This is a genomic window from Rhodanobacter sp. UC4452_H20 (assembly GCF_052978205.1).
In genome coordinates this window covers 3,044,098-3,066,144 of the sequence record NZ_CM129662.1, presented here as the reverse complement: position 1 = coordinate 3,066,144, position 22,047 = coordinate 3,044,098, and the positions used below count along the sequence as shown (strand labels likewise).

The following is a 22,047-nucleotide window of genomic DNA, read 5'->3' as shown; positions in this document are numbered from 1 at the left end:
AAGTGTTTTCTGCGTCGGCCGCGAATTCGCGCCGCGAGAATGCGGCTGTCGGTTCAGGCGACGACCAGCCGCACCCGCGCGAAATTGCGCTTGCCGACCTGCAGGACGCCCTCGAAGCCGGCATGGAAAACGCGCTGTGCGTCTTCCGCGACGGCCGCGTCGATGCGAACGGCACGCTCCTTCAGCTTCCGGGTTGCCTCGGAGTTGCTGGTGGTCAGGCCGGCGGCGGTGAGCAGCGCGGCCAGGCGCAAGCCCTCGGCCGGCACGGCGATGTCGGTTTGCGGCAGCAGCGCGGTGTCGCCTTCGCCGCGCACGACGGCATGCCAGCCGGCGATCGCCTGTTCGGCGGCGGCAGGGGCGTGGAAACGTGCAGCCAGCTCGCGCGCCAAACGCAACTTGGCGTCACGCGGGTTGAGCTGGCCACCCTCGACATCGCGCTTCATGCGCGCCAGCTCGTCCAGCGACACCTCGAAGCTGAGCAGCTCGAACCAGCGCCACATCAACTCGTCGCCGATCTTCATCGTCTTGGTGACGATGTCGATGGCCGGTTCGTTGATGCCGATGTAGTTGCCAAGCGACTTGGACATCTTGTTGACGCCGTCCAGCCCCTCCAGCAGCGGCATGGTGAGCACGATCTGCGGCGGCTGGCCATAGTGTTCCTGCAGGCTGCGGCCCATCAGCAGGTTGAACTTCTGGTCGGTGCCGCCGAGCTCGATATCCGCCTTCAAGGCCACCGAGTCGTAACCCTGGGTCAGCGGGTACATGAACTCGTGGATGGCGATCGGCTGCTGCGCGGCATAGCGCTTGGTGAAATCGTCGCGCTCGAGCATGCGCGCCACGGTGTGCTGCGCGGCCAGCCGGATCATGTCGGCGGCCGACATCTTGTCGAACCATTCGGAGTTGAAGCGCAGCTCGGTCTTCTCGCGGTCCAGCACCTTGTAGACCTGCTCGGCGTAGGTCTCGGCATTGGCCAGCACATCCTCGCGCGTGAGCGGCTTGCGGGTGACGTTCTTGCCGGTCGGGTCGCCGATCATGCCGGTGAAGTCGCCGATCAGGAAGATGACCTGGTGACCCAGATCCTGGAACTGGCGCATCTTGTTAAGCAGCACCGTGTGACCCAGGTGCAGGTCCGGCGCGGTCGGATCGAAGCCGGCCTTGACCCGCAGTGGACGCCCCGATTTCAGGCGCTCGACCAGCTCCTCGCGCTTGATGATTTCGTCGGCGCCACGCGCAATCGTGGACAGGGCGTGCTCGTGCTCGCTCATGGATTTCTCGCTGGATGGGGCATGGAAAATGAACCGGGCGGCGCGAAACGGAGAGGCGTTAGCCATTCGCTGCGTGCGGCGAAAGTTAATTGTGCGTTAATCAGGAATGGATCGCAAACCATTGATGGCAAAGGCATTGACGCTCTCTGCACATCGCCGTTATGGTACGCCGAGTTTTTGCTTGAGCGGTACGGGGTGAACACGGCATGGCCGAAGAGAACATGGGCGCGCTGCAGGCGCGCAAGCAGGCCATATGCCGCAAGGCACAGCGTCTTCACTGTCGCTTCTACGAACGTTGCGCGCACTGGTCGTTCAACCGGTCGAGCGATGTCGAACCGATCCGCTGGCACCGCGAACACTGGATGCTTGCCGGCACAGCGCTGCTGATCACCTTGTTGTCCGGCTTCATCATGCCGTCGTGGGCCAACGCGATGCGTCCGGCGCCCGCACCCGTGGCGCACACGCTGTTGCCGCTGGCCCTGCCCAAGGCCGACCTGGTCCAGACGCCGGTGTCCACCGTCGATGACTGGCAGGTGGTGCGGGTGCAGCCGGGACAGACCCTTTCCGACATCTTCACCGCCCATGGCCTGGGCATGAGCGACCTGCAGAAGGTGATGGACACCGCGGGCAACCACAAGGAGGCCCTGCACAGCATCCGTCCGGGCGAGGAGTTCGATTTCCTGCTCGGCAGCGACGGCAGCCTGAAGGGCTTCCGTTTCGATCCGGATGCCGCCAACCGCGCCGTCATCCGCTTCGACGGCGCACAACCCACGCTGGCCTTGCAGCCGCGCGACATCGACCGACGCGAGCAGGTGGCGCACGGCGTGATTCGCAGCAGCCTGTATGCCGCCGGTGACCAGGCCGGGGTGAACGCGGCGATGATCGGCAAGCTGGCCGACCTGTTCAAATACGACATCGACTTCGTGCAGGACCTGCGCGTGGGCGACAGCTTCACCATGATCTACGACGACATCTACCGTGATGGCGTGCGCTACGGCCAGGGCGACATCGTGGCTGCCGAATTCGTCAACCAGGGCAAGCGCTACACCGCTTACCGATTCAAGAAGGCCGACGGCAACTACGGCTGGTTCAGCGAAGATGGACGTCCGATCCAGAAATCCTTCCTGCGCATCCCGGTCGATTTCACCCGGATCTCGTCCCAGTTTTCCTCCGCCCGCATGCACCCGATCCTCGGCCGCATGCGCGCGCACAAGGGCGTCGACTACGCGGCCCCCAGCGGCACGCCGATCCACGCCGCCGGCGACGGCGTGATCAAGTACCACGGCTGGGAGCGCGGTTACGGCAACTTCGTGGTGATCCAGCACAACAAGACCATCAGCACCGCGTACGGCCACATGTCGCGGTTCGTGAAGGGCCAGCACGTGGGCGAGCGGGTGCGCCAGGGCGAGGTGATCGGCTACGTCGGCATGACCGGGCTGGCCACCGGCCCGCACCTGCACTACGAGTTCCGCGTCAACGGCGTGCAGCGCAACCCGCAGACGGTGACCCTGCCCAAGCCCGAACCGCTGCCCGCCGCCCAGCTGGCCCGCTTCGAGTCGCAGGTGGTCAAGCCGCAGCTGGCCCGGCTGACCGAGCTGGACAACCGGATCAAGCTGGCCCGCGCCAACGCTCCCGCCAATCACGACAACTGAGCTGCCCTTGCGCGTGGCTGAAGACGACTCGGCGCTCTACATCGGGCTGATTTCCGGCACCAGCGCCGACAGCATCGATGCGGTGCTGGTGCGTTTTCGCGAAGGCAAGCCGCACACCCTTGCCTGCCATGCCCATCCGTGGCCGCATGCCTTGCGCGAACGCATGCTGGCAGTGGCGCAAGGCGAGGCCGCGCTCGACCTGGACGACTGGGGCCGGCTCGACGTTGAAATCGGGCAGCAGTTCGCCGAGGCCGCCTTGCACTTGCTCGATCGCGCCGGCACGACGGCCGCGGCGGTGCGCGCCATCGGTTCGCATGGACAAACCTTGCGCCACCGGCCCGGCGGCGAGCACCCCTTCACCTTGCAGCTGGGCGACCCCAGCGTGATCGCCGAGCGCTGCCGCATCGAGGTGGTCGCCGACTTCCGCCGCGCCGACGTCGCCGCCGGCGGCCAGGGCGCGCCGCTGCTGCCGGCGGTGCATGCCATGCTGCTGGGCGTGCCCGGGCTTACGCGCGCCGTGCTCAACCTCGGCGGCATCGCCAACCTCACTGTGCTCGCGGCCGACGGCGGTGTGCGCGGCTTCGACACCGGGCCGGCCAACGGCCTGCTCGACGCGTGGTGCCTGCGTCATCGGGGCGAACCGTTCGATCGCGGCGGAGCCTTTGCCGCCGACGGCCGGGTCGTGCCCGAGCTGCTCGACGCCCTGCTGGCCGATCCGTACTTTGCGCTGCCGCCGCCCAAAAGCACCGGACGCGAATACTTTCATCTGGACTGGCTGGCCACCCGCGCGCCGCTGGCCATGCTGGCACCCGCCGACGTGCAGGCGACGCTGCTGGAGCTGACCGTGCGCAGCGTCACCGCAGCCGTGATGCAGCATGCGCCGGAAGCGACGGAGGTGCTGGCCTGCGGCGGCGGCGTGCACAATGAGCGGCTGATGCAGCGCCTGGGCGAGACGCTGGCCCCACGCCGGCTGGACAGCACCGCCAGCTGCGGTGTCGACCCGGACTTTCTCGAAGCGACCGCATTTGCCTGGCTGGCGCGCCAACGCCTGCTGCAACTGCCCGGCAACCTGCCGGCCGTGACCGGCGCGCGCGGACCGCGGGTACTCGGGGCGGTCTATTCCGCGCCGGCACCCGGCACGTCGTAACGGATGCTCTCCGGCGCCAGTTGGGTCGGCCGCGTGCGGGCCAGCGCCAGCAACGCCTCCTGGAACGCGCCGCGCTCGTCGGCTTCCCAGTGACCATCGAGTACGGCCAGGGCGTGCGGATCGCGCAGGCTTTCGCTGTATCGGTGCGCCACCGACATGCCGAGGCCGACGCGCAGCGCGTCCAGCATCACGTCGTTGACCGGACACTGGCGCAGCTTGGCCAGCGCCGCGATGCGTTCGGCCAGCAGGCCATCGATGTGATGAACGATCATGTCCGGCACAAGCGTCACTCCCTGCAGCACCTGCCCCTGTGCCGGGGATGTTTGCACATCCGCGATGCACCGGTGCCGCGCCGTGGCGATTTCCGTGGCTGACTTGGCAGTTGCGCTGTGACCCGCGCCACTGTGGGCCGCTGCAGATCCGGACCCGCTCGCATGGAACGGCCACAATCTTTCAGGTCACCGCCCGCGCGCGCTCGAATCCGCGAAAACGTCGCCACAATCCGGCGAACAGCAGCATCGCCGGGATCACCGCCAGCACGGTGAGCACGAAGTAGGCGCCGTAGCCCGCCGTCATGGCGATGCCGCCGGCAAAGAAGCCGAGCAGCTTGCCCGGCAGGTTGACCAGCGAACTCAGCAAGGCGTACTGCGTCGCGGTGTGCTGCTGGTTGACCAGCGAGGACAGGAACGCCACCGTCGGCGGCCCCAGCATGCCCAGGGTGAGGTTCTCCACCGAGATCACCAGGGTCAGCATGGCCAGATTGCCCGGGTGCGCGATCAGCAGCAGGTACATGAGGTTGCTGCAGCCGCACAGCACGATGGTGACGCCCAGCGGCCGCCACGCGCCCCAGCGCGCCACCATGGCGCCGCCGACGAACACGCCGACGATGCCGATCCAGATGCCGTAGATCTTGGTGATCGTGCCGATCTCGGTCTTGGAGAAGCCCATGTCGCGGTAGAACGGGCTCATGATGCCGCCGATGGTGGCCTGTTCGGGCATCTTGAACAGCAGCAGGAACAGCAAGGTCACGCCGGCCAGTGCCCAGCCGTAGCGCCGGAAGAAGTCGGCGAACGGATCGATCACGCTCTCGCGCATCGCGTCGCGCCAGCGCGCGGCACGCACGCGCAGCACCGTCGGCTCGCGCGCCACCAGCGTGGTGACGATCGGCAGCAGCATCGCCAGCGCCATCATCAGGTAGACCACGCGCCAGGCGATGTGGTCGGCCAGGATCAGGGCCACCGCGCCGGCCACCAGCAGCCCGATGCGATAGCCCAGCGAATAGGTCGCCACCAGCGCGCCCTGGTCCTCGACCGGCGCGATCTCGATGCGATACGCATCGACGGCGATGTCCTGCGTGGCGCCGAAGAACGCCACCGCCAGCGTGGCCGCCACGAACGCCGCCAGATGCTGCGGCGTCAGCGCCGCCATCGCGAGCAGCCCGGCCACCACGCCCAATTGGGCGAACAGCAGCCAGCCTCGCCGCTGGCCCAGGCGCGCGAAGCCCGGGATGTGCCCGTGGTCGAGCAGCGGTGCCCAGAGGAACTTGAATGCGTAGGTCATGCCCGCGCTGGCGATCATCGTGATGTCGGCCAGCTCGATGCCGTTCTCCTTCAGCCAGTACGCCAGCGTGCCGGCCACCAGCAGGAACGGCAGGCCGGAGGAGAAGCCGAACAGGCACATCGTCCACGCCGCCGGCTGGGTGAACGCATGCCACACCGACGGCTTCGCCGGCCGTCGCGCCGTTGCTTCAGTCGACATAGTCGACCGTGTACGGCGCGTGGTCGGAAAAACGCTGGTCGCGGTAGATCGAGCACGCACGCAGGCGATCGCGCAGCGAAGGGGTGACCACCTGGTAGTCGATCCGCCACCCCACGTTGTTCGCCCGCGCCTGGCCCCGGTTCGACCACCAGGTGTATTCGACCGCGTCGGGCTTGAGTGCGCGGAAGCTGTCGACCCAGCCGCGCTGGTGGAACAGCAGGTCCAGCCACGCGCGTTCCTCCGGCAGGCAGCCGGAGTTCTTCTGGTTGGAGCTCCAGTTCTTGATGTCGTTCTTCGTGTGCACGATGTTCCAGTCGCCACAGATCACGTAGTCGCGGCCGCTTTTCAGCCACGCGTCGAAGATCGGCGTGATCCATTCCATCGCCTTGAACTTGAACTGCTGGCGCTCGTCGCCGGACGAACCGGACGGAAAGTACAACGAGACCACGCTGAGGTTGCCGAAGCGCGCCTCGATATAGCGGCCCTCGTTGTCGAACTCGTCCCAGCCCAGCTCGGTCAGCACCTGGTCGGGCTCGCGCCGGGCGTAGATCGCCACGCCGCTGTAGCCCTTCTTGCTGGTGGCGTCGCGGTAGAAGCAGTGATGGCCGTCGGGGCGGAACCTCGCGTCCGTGAGCTGGTCTTCCTGGGCCTTGGTCTCCTGCAGGCAGACCACGTCCGCGTTCTGCGCGCGCAGCCACTCGAATACGCCCTTGCTGCCGGCCGAGCGGATGCCGTTGGCGTTGAGGCTGATGATGCGCATGGGTACTCCCGGTCGACAGATCGGGCGATCATAACAACCCCGGCCGGCGGCACCGGCGCGTGTACCATGCGCGCACCGCCGCCATGCCAGCGAGACCGACCGTGCACGACTACCAACGCGACTTCATCGAACTCACCCTGCGCCGGCAGGTGCTGCGCTTCGGCGAGTTCACGCTGAAGTCCGGCCGGCAGAGCCCGTACTTCTTCAACATGGGCCGGATCGATTCAGGCGCCGCGCTGGCGCGACTCGGCCGCGCGTACGCCGCCGCCCTGGTCGAGGCGGGGATCGAGGTCGACATGCTGTTCGGCCCGGCCTACAAGGGCATCGCGCTGGCCGCGGCCACCGCCATCGCGCTGGCCGAACAGCACGGGCGCGACCTGCCATGGGCCTACAACCGCAAGGAGGCCAAGGATCACGGCGAGGGCGGCAGCCTGGTCGGCGCGCCGCTGGCCGGGCGCGTGCTGATCGTCGACGACGTGATGACCGCCGGCACCGCGGTGCGCGAGTCGCTGGCGCTGATCCGCGCCCACGGCGCCACGCCGGCCGGCGTGCTCATTGCGCTGGATCGCCAGGAGCGCGGCCAGGGCGAACGCTCCGCCGCGCAGGAAGTCGCCGCCGAGCACGGCATCCCGGTCATCGCCATCACCTGCCTGGACGACGTGCTGGAGTATGCCGGCGCGCAGCCGCAACTGGCTGCCGAACACGCGCGATTGCTGGACTACCGCGCCCGGTACGGCGTACCCCGCTGACCGGCGCGGCATGCGCCACCGGTTCATGCACCGGCCAATAGACTCCGGCCAACCCCATCACAGCAGCGCCGCGGGCAACCGGCCAGCATGGCGGAGCCAGCTATACTCGGGCCAACAGGAGAACCCATGCGCAAATCACTGCTCATTCTGGCTGCCGTAGCGATGGGCGCGAGCCTTGCCGCGTTCGCCCAGAACGCTGGCAGCGTGCGCTACAAGTGGTATGACAACCAGGGCCTGGTGCATTACAGCGACAGCCTCACCGCCGACGCGATGAAGTACGGCTACGACCTGGTCAACGATCGCGGCATGGTGGTGCGCCACGTGTCGCGCCAGCTCAACCCCGAGGAGCGCGCCGCGGCGGCCAAGCTGGCCGAGGCCGAGGCGGCCAGACAGCGCGCGGCGCAGGAAGTGGCCACCGCCGAGGCGCAGATGCTCAACGCCTACCCGGACGAGGAGTCGTACAAGATCTCGCTGCAGCAGACGCTGGACACGGTCGACCAGCAGATCCGCACCACCCGGATCAACCTGCGCAGCCAGGAGAAGGCGCTGACCGATCTGCTGGCCCGCGCCGCGGAGATCGAGAACGCCAAGAAGCCGGTGCCGAAATTCCTCACCGACAGCGTCGCCGCGCAGCGCAACGTCGTCACCGGCCTGCGCGCCACCTTGCAGCGCCAGCAGACCCTGCGCACGCAGACGGTGCAGGAGCAGGTCAAGCAGCTGGCCCGCTACCGCGAGCTGAAAGCCGAGCAGGACAAGGCTTCGCAGTAGTCTGGCTCGGGCCGACGCGGTCCGCGTCCCGGCCCGCCATCCTCAGAACGGCAGTTTCAGGGCAGGATCGACCGCCAGCATCTGCCGGCGGAACACCTGCTGGATGCGCTTGAGCGCCGCCTCGGTGTCGGCCTCGAAACGCAGCACCAGCACCGGCGTGGTGTTGGACGCGCGCACCAGTCCCCAGCCGTCCGGCCAGTCCACGCGCAGACCGTCGATACCGATCACCGAGGCGTCCTCGAAGCTGGCGCGCTCGCGCAGCCGGTCCATGAAGCGGTAATGCTCGCCTTCGGCCAGCGCGACCTTCAGCTCGGGAGTGGAGATGCTCTTGGGCAGGGTGGCGAAGATCTCCTCCGGGCTGCGCCCGTGGAGGTCGCCGGCGAGGATCTCCAGCAGCCGAGCGGCGGCATAGATGCCGTCGTCGAAACCGTACCAGCGCTCCTTGAAGAAGAAGTGCCCGCTCATCTCGCCGGCCAGCTCGGCGCCGGTCTCGCGCATCTTGGCCTTGATCAGCGAATGCCCGGTGCGCCACATCAACGGACTGCCGCCGGCGTCCAGGATCTGCGCCTTCAGGTGGCTGGTGCACTTGACGTCGTAGATCACCGTGCCGCCGGGCTGGCGCGACAGCACGTCGCGCGCGAACAGCATCAGCAGGCGATCCGGATAGATGATCTCGCCGGCGCGGGAGACCACGCCCAGGCGATCGCCGTCGCCGTCGAAGGCGAGGCCGAGGTCCGCTCCGGTCTGGCGCACGGCGTGGATCAGGTCCTGCAGGTTGGCCGGATCGGACGGATCGGGATGGTGGTTCGGGAAGCTGCCGTCGACATCGCAGTACAGCGGGACCACCTCGCAGCCGACGCCTTCGAGCACCTGCGGCGCGATCGCGCCGGGAATGCCGTTGCCGCAATCGACCACCACCTTCAGCGGGCGCTCGGCGAGCACGTCGGAGACGATTTTCTCGATGTAGTCCGGGGCCACGTCGACCTGGCGCAGGCCGCCGTGACCATCCTGGCTCAACGCGCCGCCGGCGATGCGCTGGTACAGGTCCTGGATCGCGCCCTCGGCCAGCGTCTCGCCGCCGATCACGATCTTGAAGCCGTTGTAGTCCGGCGGATTGTGGCTGCCGGTGACCGCCACGCCGCAGCCGGTGTTGAACCGGTACGCGGCGAAATACACCACCGGCGTGGGCACCGCGCCCAGGTCGATCACGTCGACGTCGGCCTCGCGCAGGCCGTCGGCCAGCGCGCCGGCCAGTTCGGGACCGGAAACCCGGCCATCGCGGCCGACCACGATCTCGCGCAGGCCGCGCTCGACCATCACCGCGCCGATCGCCCGGCCCAGCAGCCTGGCCACGTTGCGGTCCAGTGTCTTGCCGACCACGCCGCGCACGTCGTAGGCGCGGAAGATGCTCGGGTCCACCGGCACCGTGGCGGGTTCGGCCGGCGCGGCCGCGGGACGCGCAGTGGCCGGAGCGGGGGTCGACGGCGCGCGCGCGCGCGGGCGCGGCAGCGCGACCTCGGCCACCAGCGGCTCCTCTTCGGCCGGCGGCGCCGACGAAGCCTGGCGACGCCCGCGCAGCCACAGCAGATAGCCGGCTCCGCCCAGCCCCAACAGGCTCAGCAGCGCGCTCAACCACCACGAATGCGGCAGCACGATGAACGCATCGGGCAGCCCGGCGCCCACGCGGAACGCGGTGCCGGGCACGGCCACGCTGTTGTCGCCGGTCTGCGCCGAGGCACTGCCGTTGGAGAACAACTGCACGCTGCCCGGCTCGTCTCCCTGGCGCAGATCGAGCCGACCGCCGGCCGGCGGGATTGCGTCGAAAGCCCGCTGGACCCCGGCAAACGGCAGTTCCACCCACACCCACGCCTGGGTCTGATCGGGCGCACCCAGCGGCACGACCATGCTCAGCCGGCGGTCGCCGTTGCCGTAGTAGACGCTCTGCACCGGCGGCGCGCCCTCCGCCGTCTGCGCGGCCATCAGCTGCGCCGCCTTGGCATAGCCGAACTCGCGGTAGTTGGCGCGCAGCACTTCCTTGAGGTCGCCGCTGTAGATGTCCAGCTGCTGCGCCTGCGGCAGGCGCAGGCGCAAGGTGGCGATCGACTGCGCCGGGTCGTTCAGCACCGTCGCCGGGTCGACCAGCGCCAGCGCCTTCTCCACCGCACCGCGCTGGCGTGCGACCTCGTCGGCAACCGCCTTGACCGCCTGCGCCTGAGCGGCATGGACCCGTTCGTCGGCGTGATGCTCGTCGGCGATCAGCCAGGTCTGCCAGGCACAGAACAGGCCCAGCAGCAGCAGCAAGGTGCCGCCGGCCAGCGGCAGCACGGCCGACCAGTCGACCTCAGGCCGGGCCAGCCGCCGCTTCGCGATTTTTGGTGCCATGCTCTGCCCCCACGGCTGAAACTGCGCGGTGGCGCGACCGCTCCGGGTCGCGCCGAGTTTCCGTGCCCATGCTATCGGATACCGGTGGAGCCGAAGCCTCCGGCGCCGCGTTCGCTGGGCGTGAATTCATTGACGATCTGCAGCCGCGCCTGCGCCACCGGCACCAGCAGCAACTGCGCGATGCGGTCGCCGACCGCGATGGTGTACGGAGCGTCGCCGCGGTTCCAGCACGAAATCATCAGCGGGCCCTGGTAGTCGGCGTCGATCACGCCGACCAGGTTGCCCATCACCAGGCCGTGCTTGTGGCCCAACCCGGAGCGCGGAACGATCAAGGCGCACCATTGCGGATCGCCGATGTGAATGGCGATGCCGCTGGGCACCAGCGCACTTGCGCCGGGTGCCAGGGTCAGCGGCTGCTCCAGTGCCGCACGCAGGTCCATGCCGGCGCTGCCGGGGGTGGCGGCATGCGGCAGCGGAATGCTGTCGCCCAGGCGCGGGTCGAGGATCTTCAATTCGACGTCGAGCGTCATCCGCGCGTCGCCCGGTAGCGTTCGGCCACTTGCGCGATGAGCTGGCGCGCCAGTTCGCTCTTGGCGGCGCGCGGCAAGGCCAGCTCGCCATCGGCCCAGTACAGCGTCAATGCGTTCTCGGCGACCTCGAAACCGAGTCCGTCGCCGACCTGGTTCGCCGCGATCATGTCCAGCCCCTTGCTGCGCAATTTGCCGCGCGCGTAACTGGCCACATCATGCGTCTCCGCGGCGAATCCGACCAGGAACGGGTGCCCGCTCTGCGCGGCCAGGCTGGCCAGGATGTCGGGGTTCTCTTCCAGCTGCAGCGAGAGCGGCGCGCCCGCGCTCTTTTTCAGCTTCAGCGCCGAGACGCTGGCCGGCCGATAATCGCCCACCGCCGACGCGCCGATGTAGATGTCCGCAGCGCGACTGGCCTCGAGCACGGCGGCCTGCATTTGCGCGGCGCTGCGCACGTCGATGCGCCGCGCCACCCCGACGGGCGTGGCCAGGCTCACCGGGCCGGCCACCAGGCTCACCGTGGCGCCCGCCTCCGCCGCGGCCGCGGCCACCGCGAAACCCATCCGGCCGGAGCTGCGGTTGCCGATGAAGCGCACCGGGTCGATGTCCTCGTAGGTCGGACCGGCGCTGACCACCACCTGCAACCCGGCCAGCGCGCCGTTGCCGAACGAGGCAGCCAGCGCGTCGCGCAATTCGTGCGGCTCCAGCATGCGGCCGGAGCCCATGTCGCCGCAGGCCTGCTCGCCGGCCGCCGGCCCCAGCACCTGCACGCCACGCTGGCGCAGCAGCACCAGGTTCGCCTGCACCGCCGGGTGCGCCCACATCTGCTGGTTCATCGCCGGCGCCAGGTACAGCGGTGCGGCGCTGGCCAGGCACAGCGTGCTGAGCAGGTCATCGGCATGGCCATGGGCGAGCCGGGCGATGGTGTCGGCGCTGGCCGGCGCCACCAGAATGCGCTCGGCCCAGCGCGCCAGCTCGATGTGACCCATCGCCGCCTCGGCGTGCGCATCCCACAGGCTGCTGCGCACCGGCTGGCCGGAGAGCGCCTGGAACGTGGCCGCGCCGACGAAATGCTCGGCCCCTGCGGTCATCACCACGCGCACCTCGGCGCCCTGCTCGCGCAGGCGGCGGACCAGTTCGCAACTCTTGTAGGCGGCGATGCCGCCGGTCACTCCCAGCAGGATGCGGCGTTGGGCGAGGCTCATGTAAGGCGGGCCTGACAGTCGGGCAGACGCTTAGCTTACCGGATTCAATCCGCACCACTGCTGCCTGCCGGCGACCCCCTTCGCCAAGCTGGCACGCATGAGCATCCGCGACTGGCCCGAAGGCGAACGACCCCGCGAAAAACTGCTGGCCCGCGGGAGCGCCGCGCTGTCCGACGCGGAGCTGCTGGCCGTGCTGCTGGGCAGCGGCAGCCGCGGCAAGGACGCCATCGCGCTGGGCCGCGAACTGCTCGCCAACGCGGGCGGCGTGGCCGCCTTGCTGGGCCGGCCGGAGCAGCAGATCCGCGCCGGCGGGCTGGGTCCGGCCAAGCGCGCGCGGATCGCTGCGGCGCTGGAACTGGCCCGGCGCAGCCTGGCCGAGCAGCTGCAGGAGCGGCCCAGCCTGGGCAACCCGCGCGACAGCGGCGACTACCTGCGGGCCCGCCTGCGCCACCTGCCCTACGAAGTGTTCGGCTGCCTGTACCTGGACAACCGCCATCGCGTGCTGGCCTTCGAGGAGCTGTTCCGCGGCACCGTCGACGGCGCCAGCGTGCACCCGCGCGAAGTGGTGCGCGCCTGTCTGCATCACAACGCCTGCGCGGTGATCTTCGCCCACAACCACCCCTCCGGCGTGGCCGAACCCAGTGCCGCCGACCGCGCGATCACCCACGAACTGCGTGATGCCCTGCACCTGGTCGGCGTGCGCGTGCTCGACCACCTGGTGATCGGCCACGGCGAGCCGGTGTCGATGGCCGCCCGCGGCCTGCTCTGAACGCGTCCGTACCGGGCCGCCGCTGCGGCGCGCATCTCCCCACCTTCGCCCGACAAGCCGGCTCTGCCGCGCTGCGGCACACCGTGCGCCAACCTGTTCGCGCGCACAGAAGCGGCCGCCAAGTGGTCGAAACTTATGCACAAAATGCAACGACAACCGGTTGCCGTCGCAATCGCCAGTCTTGCGCAAAGTTGCTGCTTCAACATAATGATTTTGCTTGATAATTTCTTGCGACTTGACAAAGACCAGCCAGCCGCTGCCTCGGCGCGTTCCCCGCCGGCGAATTTCCCCACAGAGTTATCCACAGGACGCCTCGACGCGGTGCAACACGAGACCACCCCGCGTCCGGCACGGCCTTCGCCGCCGGCGTGCGCGCGCCGGTCTGTTAGAATTGCCGGTTCCATCACGAAACCGATCCCACCCGTGAAAGCACAGCTGCGCAACCTGGTGTTGCAGGCCATCCACGCCCTGCAGCACGACGCGACCCTGCCGGCCGAGCTGGCCATCCCCGACTTCGTGATCGAGCGCGCGCGCAGCCGCGAGCATGGCGATTTCGCCTGCAACGCGGCGATGCTGCTGGCCAAGCATGTCCTGAGCCCTGTCGAAGGGGCGGCGCGCGCCAAGCCACGCGAGCTGGCCGAAAAACTGGTCGCCGCACTGCCGGCCAACCCGCTGGTGGAAAAAGTCGAGATCGCCGGCCCCGGCTTCATCAACTTCTTCCTCGCCGCCGGCGCCTATCACGCCGAAGTGCGCCGGATCATGGCCGAGGGCAACGCCTACGGCCGCAATGCCAGCGGCGGCGGCAGGACCGTCGGCGTGGAATTCGTCTCGGCCAACCCGACCGGCCCGCTGCACGTGGGCCACGGCCGCGCCGCGGCGATCGGCGACTGCCTGAGCCGCCTGCTCGACGCCAGCGGCTGGAACGTCAAGCGCGAGTACTACTACAACGATGCCGGCGTGCAGATCGCCAACCTGGCCGTGTCGGTGCAGGCGCGCGCGCGCGGCATCACGCCCGAAGACAGCAGCTGGCCCGACAACGGCTACCGCGGCGACTACATCGCCGACGTGGCGCGCGCCTACCTCGATCGCGAATCGGTGGTGGCCGACGGCGAGACGGTCGTCGCGGCCGGCGACGTCGACGACCTCGACGCGATCCGCCGCTTCGCCGTAGCCAGCCTGCGCCGCGAGCAGGACCTGGACCTGCAGGCATTCGGCGTCGGCTTCGACACCTATTTCCTGGAGTCCTCGCTGTACAGCGACGGCAAGGTCGAGGAAACCGTGCGCGAGCTGATCGCCCACGGTCACACCTACGAGGAAGGCGGCGCGCTGTGGCTGCGCACCACCGCGTTCGGTGACGACAAGGACCGCGTGATGCGCAAGTCCGACGGCACCTACACCTACTTCCTGCCCGACGTGGCCTACCACCTGAGCAAGTGGCAGCGCGGCTACCAGCGCGCGATCACCGAGCTGGGCTCGGACCACCACGGTTCGCTGGCGCGGGTGAAGGCCGGCCTGCAGGCGCTCGATTGCGGCATCCCCAAGGGCTGGCCGGAATACGTGCTGCACCAGATGGTCACCGTGATGAAGGGCGGCGAGGAGGTGAAGATCTCCAAGCGCGCCGGCAGCTACGTCACCTTGCGCGACCTGATCGACGAAGTCGGCAAGGACGCCACGCGCTACTTCCTGATCGCGCGCAAGAGCGATTCGCAGTTGGTGTTCGACGTCGACCTGGCCCGCTCGCAGTCCAACGACAACCCGGTCTACTACATCCAGTACGCGCATGCCCGCGTCTGCAGCGTGCTGCGCCAGGCGCCGGAGAAAGGCTTTGCCTTCGACCTCGCCGACGGCCTTGCGCACCTGGACCGGCTGGACAACGAGCACGAGCAGATCCTGCTCACCGAGCTGTCGAAATACCCCGAACAGGTCGAAGCGGCGACGGCCAACCTGGAGCCGCACCTGATCGCCGGCTGGCTGCGCGAACTGGCCAACGCGTTCCACACCTACTACAACTCGCACCAGTTCCTGGTCGAGGATGCGAGCCTGCGCAACGCGCGGCTGGCGCTGGTGGTCGCCACGCGCCAGGTACTGAAGAACGGACTGGATTTGCTGGGCCTCAGCGCCCCGGAGAAGATGTAATGGCAGCACGCAAGGGCAGGGGCCGGCAGGCCGTACGCAACGGCCGCAACGGATTCCCGGGCTGGGGTTACGCGGTGATCGGCGTCCTCGCCGGCGCGATCCTGATGGCGATCGTGATGCGCGGCAGCCTGTTCACCAACCTGCGCACGCCGACCGGACCGCAGGCCAACCCGCAGGCCACCGCCCAGCGCGGCAGCGAGCCGGGCGTGCTGGAACCGGCCCCCGGCGAAAGCACGCCGAAGAAGCCGCAGTACGACTTCTACTCGGTGCTGTCGGAGAAGGAAGTGCGCATCCCCGACGCCGAGATCAGCGCGCAGGCCAAGGCCGAGCAGCAGCAGGCCGCCACGCCGGCACCGGCGACGACGCCCGCCAGCACACCCGGCGTGGCCGTGCAGAACGTCACCGCCGCGCCGGCCGAGGCGGTGGAACCGGCCAGCGGCGGCAACGGCTACCTGCTGCAGGTGGGCGCGTTCCCCGACCCCGCCACCGCCGAAGCACAAAAGGCCAAGCTGGCCCTGCAGGGCTTCGTCGCCAACGTGCAGACGGTGAATGTCGGCGGGCAGACCTACCACCGCGTACGGCTGGGGCCGTTCCGCTCGGCCACCGAGCTGGAATCGACCAAGCAGAAACTCGCCGCCGCCGGCATCCCGGCGATCGCCCTGAAAGAAGGCAAGTAATCGCATGAACGGCAAGATCGCCTGGATCACCGGTGCCACCGCCGGTTTCGGTGCCGCCACCGTCGAGCGCTTCGTCGCCGGCGGTTGGCGGGTGATCGCCAGCGGCCGCCGGGCCGAACGATTGCGGCAGCTGGTGGACCGCCACGGCGCCGAGCGCGTGCATGCGGCCGCCTTCGACATGCGCGACGAAGCGGCCATGCGCGCCGCCCACGCCGCCCTGCCGCCGTCGTTCGCCGGCATCGACCTGCTGGTCAACAACGCCGGCCTGGCGCTGGGCACCGCGCCCGCGCAGCAAGCCGAGCTGGCGCAGTGGAAGCAGATGATCGACACCAACGTCACCGCGCTGGCCACGATCACGCACCTGCTGCTGCCGCAGCTGATCGAACGCCGCGGCGCCATCGTCAACATCAGCTCGATCTCCGGCAGCTACGCCTACCGCGGCGGCAACGTGTACGGCGCCAGCAAGGCCTTCGTCACCCAGTTCTCGCAGAACCTGCGCACCGACCTGCACGGCAGCGGCGTGCGCGTGACCTCGATCGAACCGGGCATGGCCGAGACCGAATTCACCCTGGTGCGCACCGGCGGCGACCAGGCCGCCTCCGACCAGCTCTACGCCGGCGCCCACCCGATCACCGCGACCGACATCGCCGACACCATCTGGTGGATCGCCAACCTGCCGCCGCACCTCAACATCAACCGCATCGAGCTGATGCCGGTCAGCCAGTCGGCAGCCGGGCTGCAGGTGGCGCGCGACAGCTGAGGCTGAACCCGCTCAGCCCGCCTCGCCGCGATGCACGTCGTGCGTCACGAACGGATGTCCGGGGTCGGGGGCGGCAAGCCACTGCGGATGCGCCAGGGTGTGGCGCATGTCGTCCAGGCCGCCCTGCCAGTGGCTGCGCATGCTGGTGGCGCTGAATTCGTAGTCCTTGAAGTGGCCTTCGTGGGGCCGGTCCTGGTAGATCAGGTGGATCACGTTGGTCAACGCCTCCGCCGCGCGTGCCTCGGCATGGCGGTACGCCGGGTCGCCGCGCCGCTCGGCCGGCACCAGCGCCATCACGTCGTGCAGCAGGCGGCGCTGCTCCTGCATGCGGCGCATGAACTCGGTGACCAGCCGGGTGCGGCTGGAGTACTGGATCTCCTTGCTGCGCTCGGCCACGTCGGCAAGATCGCGCGGCAGCGTGCCGCGGGCGCTCCACAGGTCGACCTGGAACACCAGCGTGTCGCAACCGGGGCGTTCGCTGAGCACCTCGTAAAGCGGCGTGTTGGAGACCATGCCGCCGTCCCAGTAGAACTCGCCGTCGATCTCCACCGCGGGAAAGCCCGGCGGCAACGCGCCGGAAGCCATGAAGTGCTCGGGGCGCAGGCGCTCGCGGCGATTGTCGAAATAGGCGAAGTTGCCGCTGCGCACGTTCACCGCGCCGACCGCCACGCGCATCGTGCGCGCATCGTTGAGGCGGTCGAAATCGACCAACCGCTCCAGCGTGGCGCGCAGCGGCTTCGTGTCGTACCAGCTCACGCTGCCCGGCGTGGCGTGCCCGCCCAGGAACGGCGGCGGCTGGCGCGGGTGGAAGAAGCCGGCCTGGCCCTCGGTCATCGCGCGCCAGGCGGCCAGGCCGCTCATGCCGTTGAGCCATGCCGTCGGCCACGCCACCGCATCGAACCACGGCAGCGCCGGCACGTCCGGCCACAGCGGCGAGCGGCAGATCGCCTCCCAGAATTCGCGCAGCCGTTCCACCCGCCGCTCGGGCGCGTTGCCGGCGATGACCGCCGCGTTCAACGCGCCGATCGAGATGCCGGCCAGCCGGTTCGGCTGCAGGCCGGCCTCGTCCAGCGCCTCGAACACGCCGGCCTGGTAGGCGCCGAGTGCGCCGCCGCCCTGCAACACCAGCGCGACGGTGCGGTAGTCGCGGGCTACCGTTTCCGCCAGCGACGGCGTGGTCACTGCATGAACCAGCCGTGGCTGACCACGATCGACTGGCCGGTCAGCGCGGCGGAGGGGAAGGTGGCCAGGTACAGCGCGGTCTGCGCGATGTCCTCCACCGTGGTGAAGGTCGCGTCGACGGTGTCCTTCAGCATCACGTTCCTGATCACCTCGTCTTCCGTGATGCCGAGCTCCCTGGCCTGCTCGGGGATCTGCTTCTCGACCAGCGGCGTACGCACGAAGCCCGGGCAGATCACGTGCGAGCGCACGTTGTGCGGCGCACCCTCTTTCGCCAGCGTGCGGGCCAGCCCGAGCAGGCCGTGCTTGGCGGTGACGTAGGGCGCCTTCAGCTTCGAGGCTTCGTGCGAGTGCACCGAGCCCATGTAGATCACGATGCCGCCGCGGTCGCCCTGGTACATGTGCTTGAGCGCGGCCTTGGTGGTGAGGAAGCCGCCGTCGAGATGGATCGCCAGCATCTTCTTCCAGTCGGCGAAGGCGAACTGGTCGATCGGATTGATGATCTGCACGCCGGCGTTGGAGATCAGGATGTCCAGATGGCCAAATGCCGCCACCACCTTGTCCGTGCCGGCGTTGACCGCCTCCTCGCTGGTGACGTCCATCGCCACGCCGAGCGCCTTGCCGCCGGCGGCGTTGATCTCCGCCGCCACCGCATCGGCAGCTTGCTGGTTGATGTCGGCGATCGCCACGCTGGCGCCGTTCTTCGCGTACAGCTCGGCGATCGCCTTGCCGAGGCCGCTGGCCGCGCCCGTGATCAGGGCGACCTTGCCGTTGAGACTGCTCATGCGTTGCTCCTCTGCGACTGGAACTGGATGGAACGGGTCATGCTGGAGCCCGCTTGCGGGCGGTGCTCTCGGCGCCGGTATTCGGAATTTGCGAGAGCATCGCCCGCGAGCGGGCTCCTGCGATCAGTGGGTGTCTTCGGCGAGGTAGGTGTAGGCGGTGAGGCCGGCATCAAGCGCATCGTACAGGCGCGCCGCCTCGTCGCCGGCGACGCCCGCGTCGGCAATGCGCGCGCGGTAGCTGGCGCGCAAGGCCTCCAGGTCGTAGCCGACGTAGTCGAGCATCAGGTCGGTGGTGTCGCCGCGACGCTTGTTGGCGAACACGTAGCCGTCGCCCTCGACGCGCACGTTGACCGCGTCGGTATCGCCGAACAGGTTGTGGATGTCGCCCAGGGTCTCCTGGTAGGCGCCGACCATGAAGATGCCCAGCCGATAGCTCTCGCCGTCCTTCAACGCATGCAGCGGCAGGCTGACGTCGACGCCGTCAGCCTCCACATAGTGGTCAATGCGGCCGTCCGAATCGCAGGTGAGGTCGACGATCACGCCGCGCCGGGTCGGCTCCTCGTCGAGCCGGGCGATCGGCATGATCGGGAACACCTGGTCGATCGCCCACACGTCGGGGATCGATTCGAATACCGAGAAGTTGGTGAAGTACTTGTCCACCAGCTTCTCGTCCAGCTCGTCCAGCACCTGTCGGTGCGCGCGCTCGGCCGGCAGCAGGCGCCCGCGCACGGCATTGGCGATGGCGTAGAACATCTCGTCCAGTCGCGCGCGGTCGGCCAGCGACAGCTGGCCCAGCGCGTACAGCGATTGCCCTTCGGCCAGGTGATGCTGGGCCTCGTGGAACAGCTCCAGCGGCGGGCGCTCGTCCAGCGCCGCGTGGACCTCGCGCAGGTGGCGCAGCACCACCGGCTCGTCCCCGCGCGGCGACGGCATGCTGCCGGCCGGCACCTGCTCGACCTCGGTCACGTTGACCACCATCACCGCGTGGTGCGCGGTCATCGCCCGGCCTGCCTCGGTGAGGATGTGCGGCGCGGCCAGGCCCTCGGCGCTCACCGCCTCGGCCAGCGACTGCACGATGGTGGCGGCGTACTGTTCCAGCGAGTAGTTGATCGAGTTGTGGCTGCGCGAGCGGGTGCCTTCGTAATCCACACCCAGGCCGCCGCCGACGTCGACGATCTCCAGCGGCACGCCCATGTGCGAGAGTTCGACGAAGTAGCGGGTGGCCTCGCGCATGCCGTTGGCGATGTCGCGCACGTTGGAGATCTGCGAGCCCATGTGGAAGTGCTGCAGCTTCAGCGTGTGCTTCAGGCCTGCCGCATCGAGCCGCTCGATCAGCCGCAGCACCTGCTGCGGCGACAGTCCGAACTTGCCCTTGTCGCCGCCGGTGTTCTGCCACTTGCCGGCGCCGATCGAGGCCAGTCGCACGCGCACGCCGAGCAGCGGCTCCACGCCCAGCGCCTTCGCCTCGCTGAACACGTGGTCGAGTTCGGACAGCTTCTCGATCACGATGTGCACGCGCAGGCCGAGCTTCTTGCCGATCAGCGCAAGGCGGATGTACTCGCGGTCCTTGTAGCCGTTGCAGATCACGATGGAACCGGGCCGCGCCATCGCCAGCACCGCCATCAGCTCGGGCTTGGAGCCCGCTTCCAGGCCGAAGCCCTGGGTGCCGGCGGCGACCAGCTCGCCCGCCACGCTGCGCTGCTGGTTGACCTTGATCGGATAGATCGCGGTGTAGCCTCCGGCGTAGTCGTGCTCGGCGATGGCGCGGGCGAAGGCGCCCTGCAGCTGCGCGAGACGGTCGGCGAGGATGTCCGGGAAACGCACCAGCAGCGGCAATCGCAGGCCCTCGGCGCAGGCGCGGTCGACGATCGCCGGCAGCGCCAGCGCCGGGCCCTCGGCGCCGCGCGGGTGCATCAGCAGGTTGCCGGCGGCATCGATGTCGGCGTAGCCGTCGCTCCAGTAGGGCACGGCATAGGTGTGGCGGGCAGTGGCAATGGTCCAGGGCTTCGACATGGGGCCTCCCTCGGGAAACGTAGCAGGGGATGTCGCAGCGGCGAGCCTTGACGAGGTTGCTCGATGGAGCGGAAAGCCGGCCGGCCGGAAGCCTCGCACGCCGCGGGGCCGGATGGGCTTGCCCGGCCTTCGTCACGCCCTCGCGACGGCTGGCCGGGCCACCATTGTAATGGCCGCGCGCCGCCCTGCACGGCGGCCGCGGCCGGGACGTCAGCCGCCGTTGCCGGTACAATCGACCTTCTTTGCCCACGCTTCGCGGAACCATCCCATGTCGCAGCCCGCCCCCCTCACCGAAGCCCACTGGTTCACCGAGGCGCACCAGGCGTCCGGTTCGTCCATCGGCTTTCGCACCGAGCAACTGCTGCACGCGGAGAAGACCCCATTCCAGTCCATCGAGATCCACAAGACCACCGACTGGGGCAACCTGATGGTGATCGATGGCTGCGTGATGCTGACCAGCCGCGACAACTTCTTCTACCACGAGATGATGACCCACCCGGCGCTGTTCACCCACGCGCGCGCCAAGCGCGTGGTGATCATCGGCGGCGGCGATTGCGGCACGCTGCGCGAAGTGCTGCGCCACGAGGAAGTCGAGCACGCCGTGCAGGTGGAGATCGACGAGCGCGTGACGCGCCTGGCCGAACAGTATTTCCCCGAGCTGTGCGAGGCCAACGCCGATCCGCGCGCCGAGCTGCTGTTCATCGACGGCATCAAGTACATGGCCGAGTGCGAGCCGGAGTCGGTGGATCTGGTCATCGTCGACTCGACCGACCCGGTGGGCCCGGCGGAAGGCCTGTTCAACGCCGCGTTCTACGCCAGCTGCTACAAGGCGCTGCGCCACGGCGGCCTGCTGGTGCAGCAGAGCGAATCGCCGCTGGCCCACCTGGACCTGATCCGCTCGATGCGTTCGGCGATGCGCACCACCGGCTTCGCCGCGGTGAAGACGCTGCCGTTCCCGCAACCGTGCTACCCCACCGGCTGGTGGAGCTGCACCATGGCGCGCAAGGGCGGCGACCTGTCCGGCTTCCGCGAACGCGGCGCTTCAGCCAAGAAATTTCCCACCCGCTACTACAACGCCGAAATCCACAAGGCCGCCCTGGCCCAGCCGGAATTCATGCGCGAGGCGCTGGGGGACTGAAAGCCGGGAATGGGGAATAGGGAATGGGGAATAGTAAAGAGCCGCCCGTCGTTGCTCTTCTATTCCCTATTCCCTATTCCCTATTCCCTATTCCCCATTCCCTATTCCCCATTCCCTATTCCCTGCAACTAAAACATCTTCGACCGCACCTTCGGCAGCAGCACCAGCAGCAAGGTGGCGAGCGGGCCGAGCAGCAGCGAGAGCAGGAACCACAGCAGCCCGCTGCGGTTCTTGCCCTGCGCCAGCGCCGCGTTGATCAAGGCCAGCGTGCCCCAGCCGACAAACCATGGGGCGCCATCGGTCCACAACGAAAAATGATTCACGACACTCTCCCGAGCGATGGGTGGCGTCGTCCTGCGCCCGAACAGGCATCCTAA

General features: G+C 68.7%; 20 protein-coding genes. 9 read left to right on the top strand and 11 right to left on the bottom strand.

The features are described from left to right. Positions 1-53 precede the first annotated feature (53 nt). Positions 54-1,265 (bottom strand): tyrosine--tRNA ligase, encoded by a 1,212-nt coding sequence (tyrS, locus tag ACVCMC_RS14235; RefSeq protein WP_395120648.1) that lies wholly within the window; start codon positions 1,263-1,265, stop codon positions 54-56. A 206-nt stretch (positions 1,266-1,471) separates the two neighbouring features. On the opposite strand from tyrS, the gene ACVCMC_RS14230 reads away from it, so the two are divergent. Further along, positions 1,472-2,917 carry an OapA family protein gene (locus tag ACVCMC_RS14230; protein ID WP_447097774.1) on the top strand — a complete coding sequence of 482 codons (1,446 nt, stop codon included), beginning with the start codon at positions 1,472-1,474 and terminating at the stop codon, positions 2,915-2,917. A gap of 13 nt (positions 2,918-2,930) precedes the next feature. Next, entirely contained in the window at positions 2,931-4,064 is a 1,134-nt protein-coding gene (locus tag ACVCMC_RS14225) for an anhydro-N-acetylmuramic acid kinase (RefSeq protein WP_447099509.1), read from the top strand. Here ACVCMC_RS14225 and ACVCMC_RS14220 read toward each other — a convergent pair. The 3 genes from ACVCMC_RS14220 to ACVCMC_RS14210 all read right to left on the bottom strand — a co-directional run bounded on the left by ACVCMC_RS14220 (position 4,034) and on the right by ACVCMC_RS14210 (position 6,582). Continuing rightward, positions 4,034-4,336: a hypothetical protein gene (locus ACVCMC_RS14220; RefSeq protein ID WP_447097773.1), complete on the bottom strand. Its 303-nt coding sequence runs from the start codon at positions 4,334-4,336 to the stop codon at positions 4,034-4,036. The genes ACVCMC_RS14225 and ACVCMC_RS14220 overlap by 31 nt on opposite strands. 181 nt (positions 4,337-4,517) lie before the next feature. After that, a complete protein-coding gene (locus tag ACVCMC_RS14215) occupies positions 4,518-5,822 on the bottom strand; it encodes an AmpG family muropeptide MFS transporter (protein WP_447097772.1) in 1,305 nt (434 codons plus the stop codon). Beyond that, positions 5,812-6,582 (bottom strand): exodeoxyribonuclease III, encoded by a 771-nt coding sequence (locus tag ACVCMC_RS14210; RefSeq protein WP_447097771.1) that lies wholly within the window; start codon positions 6,580-6,582, stop codon positions 5,812-5,814. The genes ACVCMC_RS14215 and ACVCMC_RS14210 overlap by 11 nt, the downstream gene beginning before the upstream one ends. Positions 6,583-6,683: 101 nt before the next feature. On the opposite strand from ACVCMC_RS14210, the gene pyrE reads away from it, so the two are divergent. Further along, a complete protein-coding gene (pyrE, locus tag ACVCMC_RS14205) occupies positions 6,684-7,331 on the top strand; it encodes an orotate phosphoribosyltransferase (RefSeq protein WP_395120653.1) in 648 nt (215 codons plus the stop codon). A gap of 126 nt (positions 7,332-7,457) precedes the next feature. Further along, a complete protein-coding gene (locus ACVCMC_RS14200; RefSeq protein WP_447097770.1) occupies positions 7,458-8,099 on the top strand; it encodes a DUF4124 domain-containing protein in 642 nt (213 codons plus the stop codon). 42 nt (positions 8,100-8,141) lie between these two features. Here ACVCMC_RS14200 and ACVCMC_RS14195 read toward each other — a convergent pair whose 3' ends face one another. From ACVCMC_RS14195 to coaBC, 3 genes are all read right to left on the bottom strand, one after another. Next, complete coding sequence (locus tag ACVCMC_RS14195; protein WP_447097769.1) at positions 8,142-10,481, bottom strand: phosphomannomutase/phosphoglucomutase; 2,340 nt, start codon at positions 10,479-10,481, stop codon at positions 8,142-8,144. A gap of 71 nt (positions 10,482-10,552) precedes the next feature. Next, positions 10,553-11,011: a dUTP diphosphatase gene (gene dut, locus ACVCMC_RS14190; protein WP_447097768.1), complete on the bottom strand. Its 459-nt coding sequence runs from the start codon at positions 11,009-11,011 to the stop codon at positions 10,553-10,555. Then, entirely contained in the window at positions 11,008-12,213 is a 1,206-nt protein-coding gene (gene coaBC, locus ACVCMC_RS14185; RefSeq protein WP_447097767.1) for a bifunctional phosphopantothenoylcysteine decarboxylase/phosphopantothenate--cysteine ligase CoaBC, read from the bottom strand. Before coaBC ends, dut begins: the two co-directional genes overlap by 4 nt. Before the next feature lie 97 nt (positions 12,214-12,310). Between coaBC and radC the strand changes: the two genes are divergently transcribed. The 4 genes from radC to ACVCMC_RS14165 all read left to right on the top strand — a co-directional run bounded on the left by radC (position 12,311) and on the right by ACVCMC_RS14165 (position 16,555). Next, positions 12,311-12,982 (top strand): RadC family protein, encoded by a 672-nt coding sequence (gene radC, locus ACVCMC_RS14180; protein ID WP_395120658.1) that lies wholly within the window; start codon positions 12,311-12,313, stop codon positions 12,980-12,982. 423 nt (positions 12,983-13,405) lie between these two features. Further along, the gene (argS, locus tag ACVCMC_RS14175) at positions 13,406-15,118 is read left to right on the top strand and encodes an arginine--tRNA ligase (RefSeq protein ID WP_395120659.1); all 1,713 of its coding nucleotides are present in this window, start codon (positions 13,406-13,408) and stop codon (positions 15,116-15,118) included. Beyond that, positions 15,118-15,795 (top strand): SPOR domain-containing protein, encoded by a 678-nt coding sequence (locus ACVCMC_RS14170; protein ID WP_447097766.1) that lies wholly within the window; start codon positions 15,118-15,120, stop codon positions 15,793-15,795. Before argS ends, ACVCMC_RS14170 begins: the two co-directional genes overlap by 1 nt. Before the next feature lie 4 nt (positions 15,796-15,799). After that, entirely contained in the window at positions 15,800-16,555 is a 756-nt protein-coding gene (locus ACVCMC_RS14165; protein WP_447097765.1) for an SDR family NAD(P)-dependent oxidoreductase, read from the top strand. A 12-nt stretch (positions 16,556-16,567) separates the two neighbouring features. On the opposite strand, the gene ACVCMC_RS14160 is transcribed toward ACVCMC_RS14165, so the two are convergent. The 3 genes from ACVCMC_RS14160 to speA all read right to left on the bottom strand — a co-directional run bounded on the left by ACVCMC_RS14160 (position 16,568) and on the right by speA (position 20,532). After that, complete coding sequence (locus tag ACVCMC_RS14160; RefSeq protein ID WP_447097764.1) at positions 16,568-17,737, bottom strand: DUF3734 domain-containing protein; 1,170 nt, start codon at positions 17,735-17,737, stop codon at positions 16,568-16,570. Continuing rightward, positions 17,734-18,519, bottom strand: a complete 786-nt coding sequence (locus ACVCMC_RS14155; RefSeq protein ID WP_395120664.1) for a 3-hydroxybutyrate dehydrogenase — start codon at positions 18,517-18,519, stop codon at positions 17,734-17,736. Before ACVCMC_RS14155 ends, ACVCMC_RS14160 begins: the two co-directional genes overlap by 4 nt. A gap of 123 nt (positions 18,520-18,642) precedes the next feature. Continuing rightward, on the bottom strand, positions 18,643-20,532 hold the full coding sequence (gene speA / locus ACVCMC_RS14150; protein WP_447097763.1) for an arginine decarboxylase: 1,890 nt from the start codon (positions 20,530-20,532) through the stop codon (positions 18,643-18,645). 268 nt (positions 20,533-20,800) lie between these two features. Between speA and speE the strand changes: the two genes are divergently transcribed. After that, on the top strand, positions 20,801-21,670 hold the full coding sequence (speE, locus tag ACVCMC_RS14145; protein WP_447097762.1) for a polyamine aminopropyltransferase: 870 nt from the start codon (positions 20,801-20,803) through the stop codon (positions 21,668-21,670). A gap of 128 nt (positions 21,671-21,798) precedes the next feature. On the opposite strand, the gene ACVCMC_RS14140 is transcribed toward speE, so the two are convergent. Further along, complete coding sequence (locus tag ACVCMC_RS14140) at positions 21,799-21,993, bottom strand: antitermination protein NusB (protein ID WP_395120667.1); 195 nt, start codon at positions 21,991-21,993, stop codon at positions 21,799-21,801. Positions 21,994-22,047 lie beyond the last annotated feature (54 nt).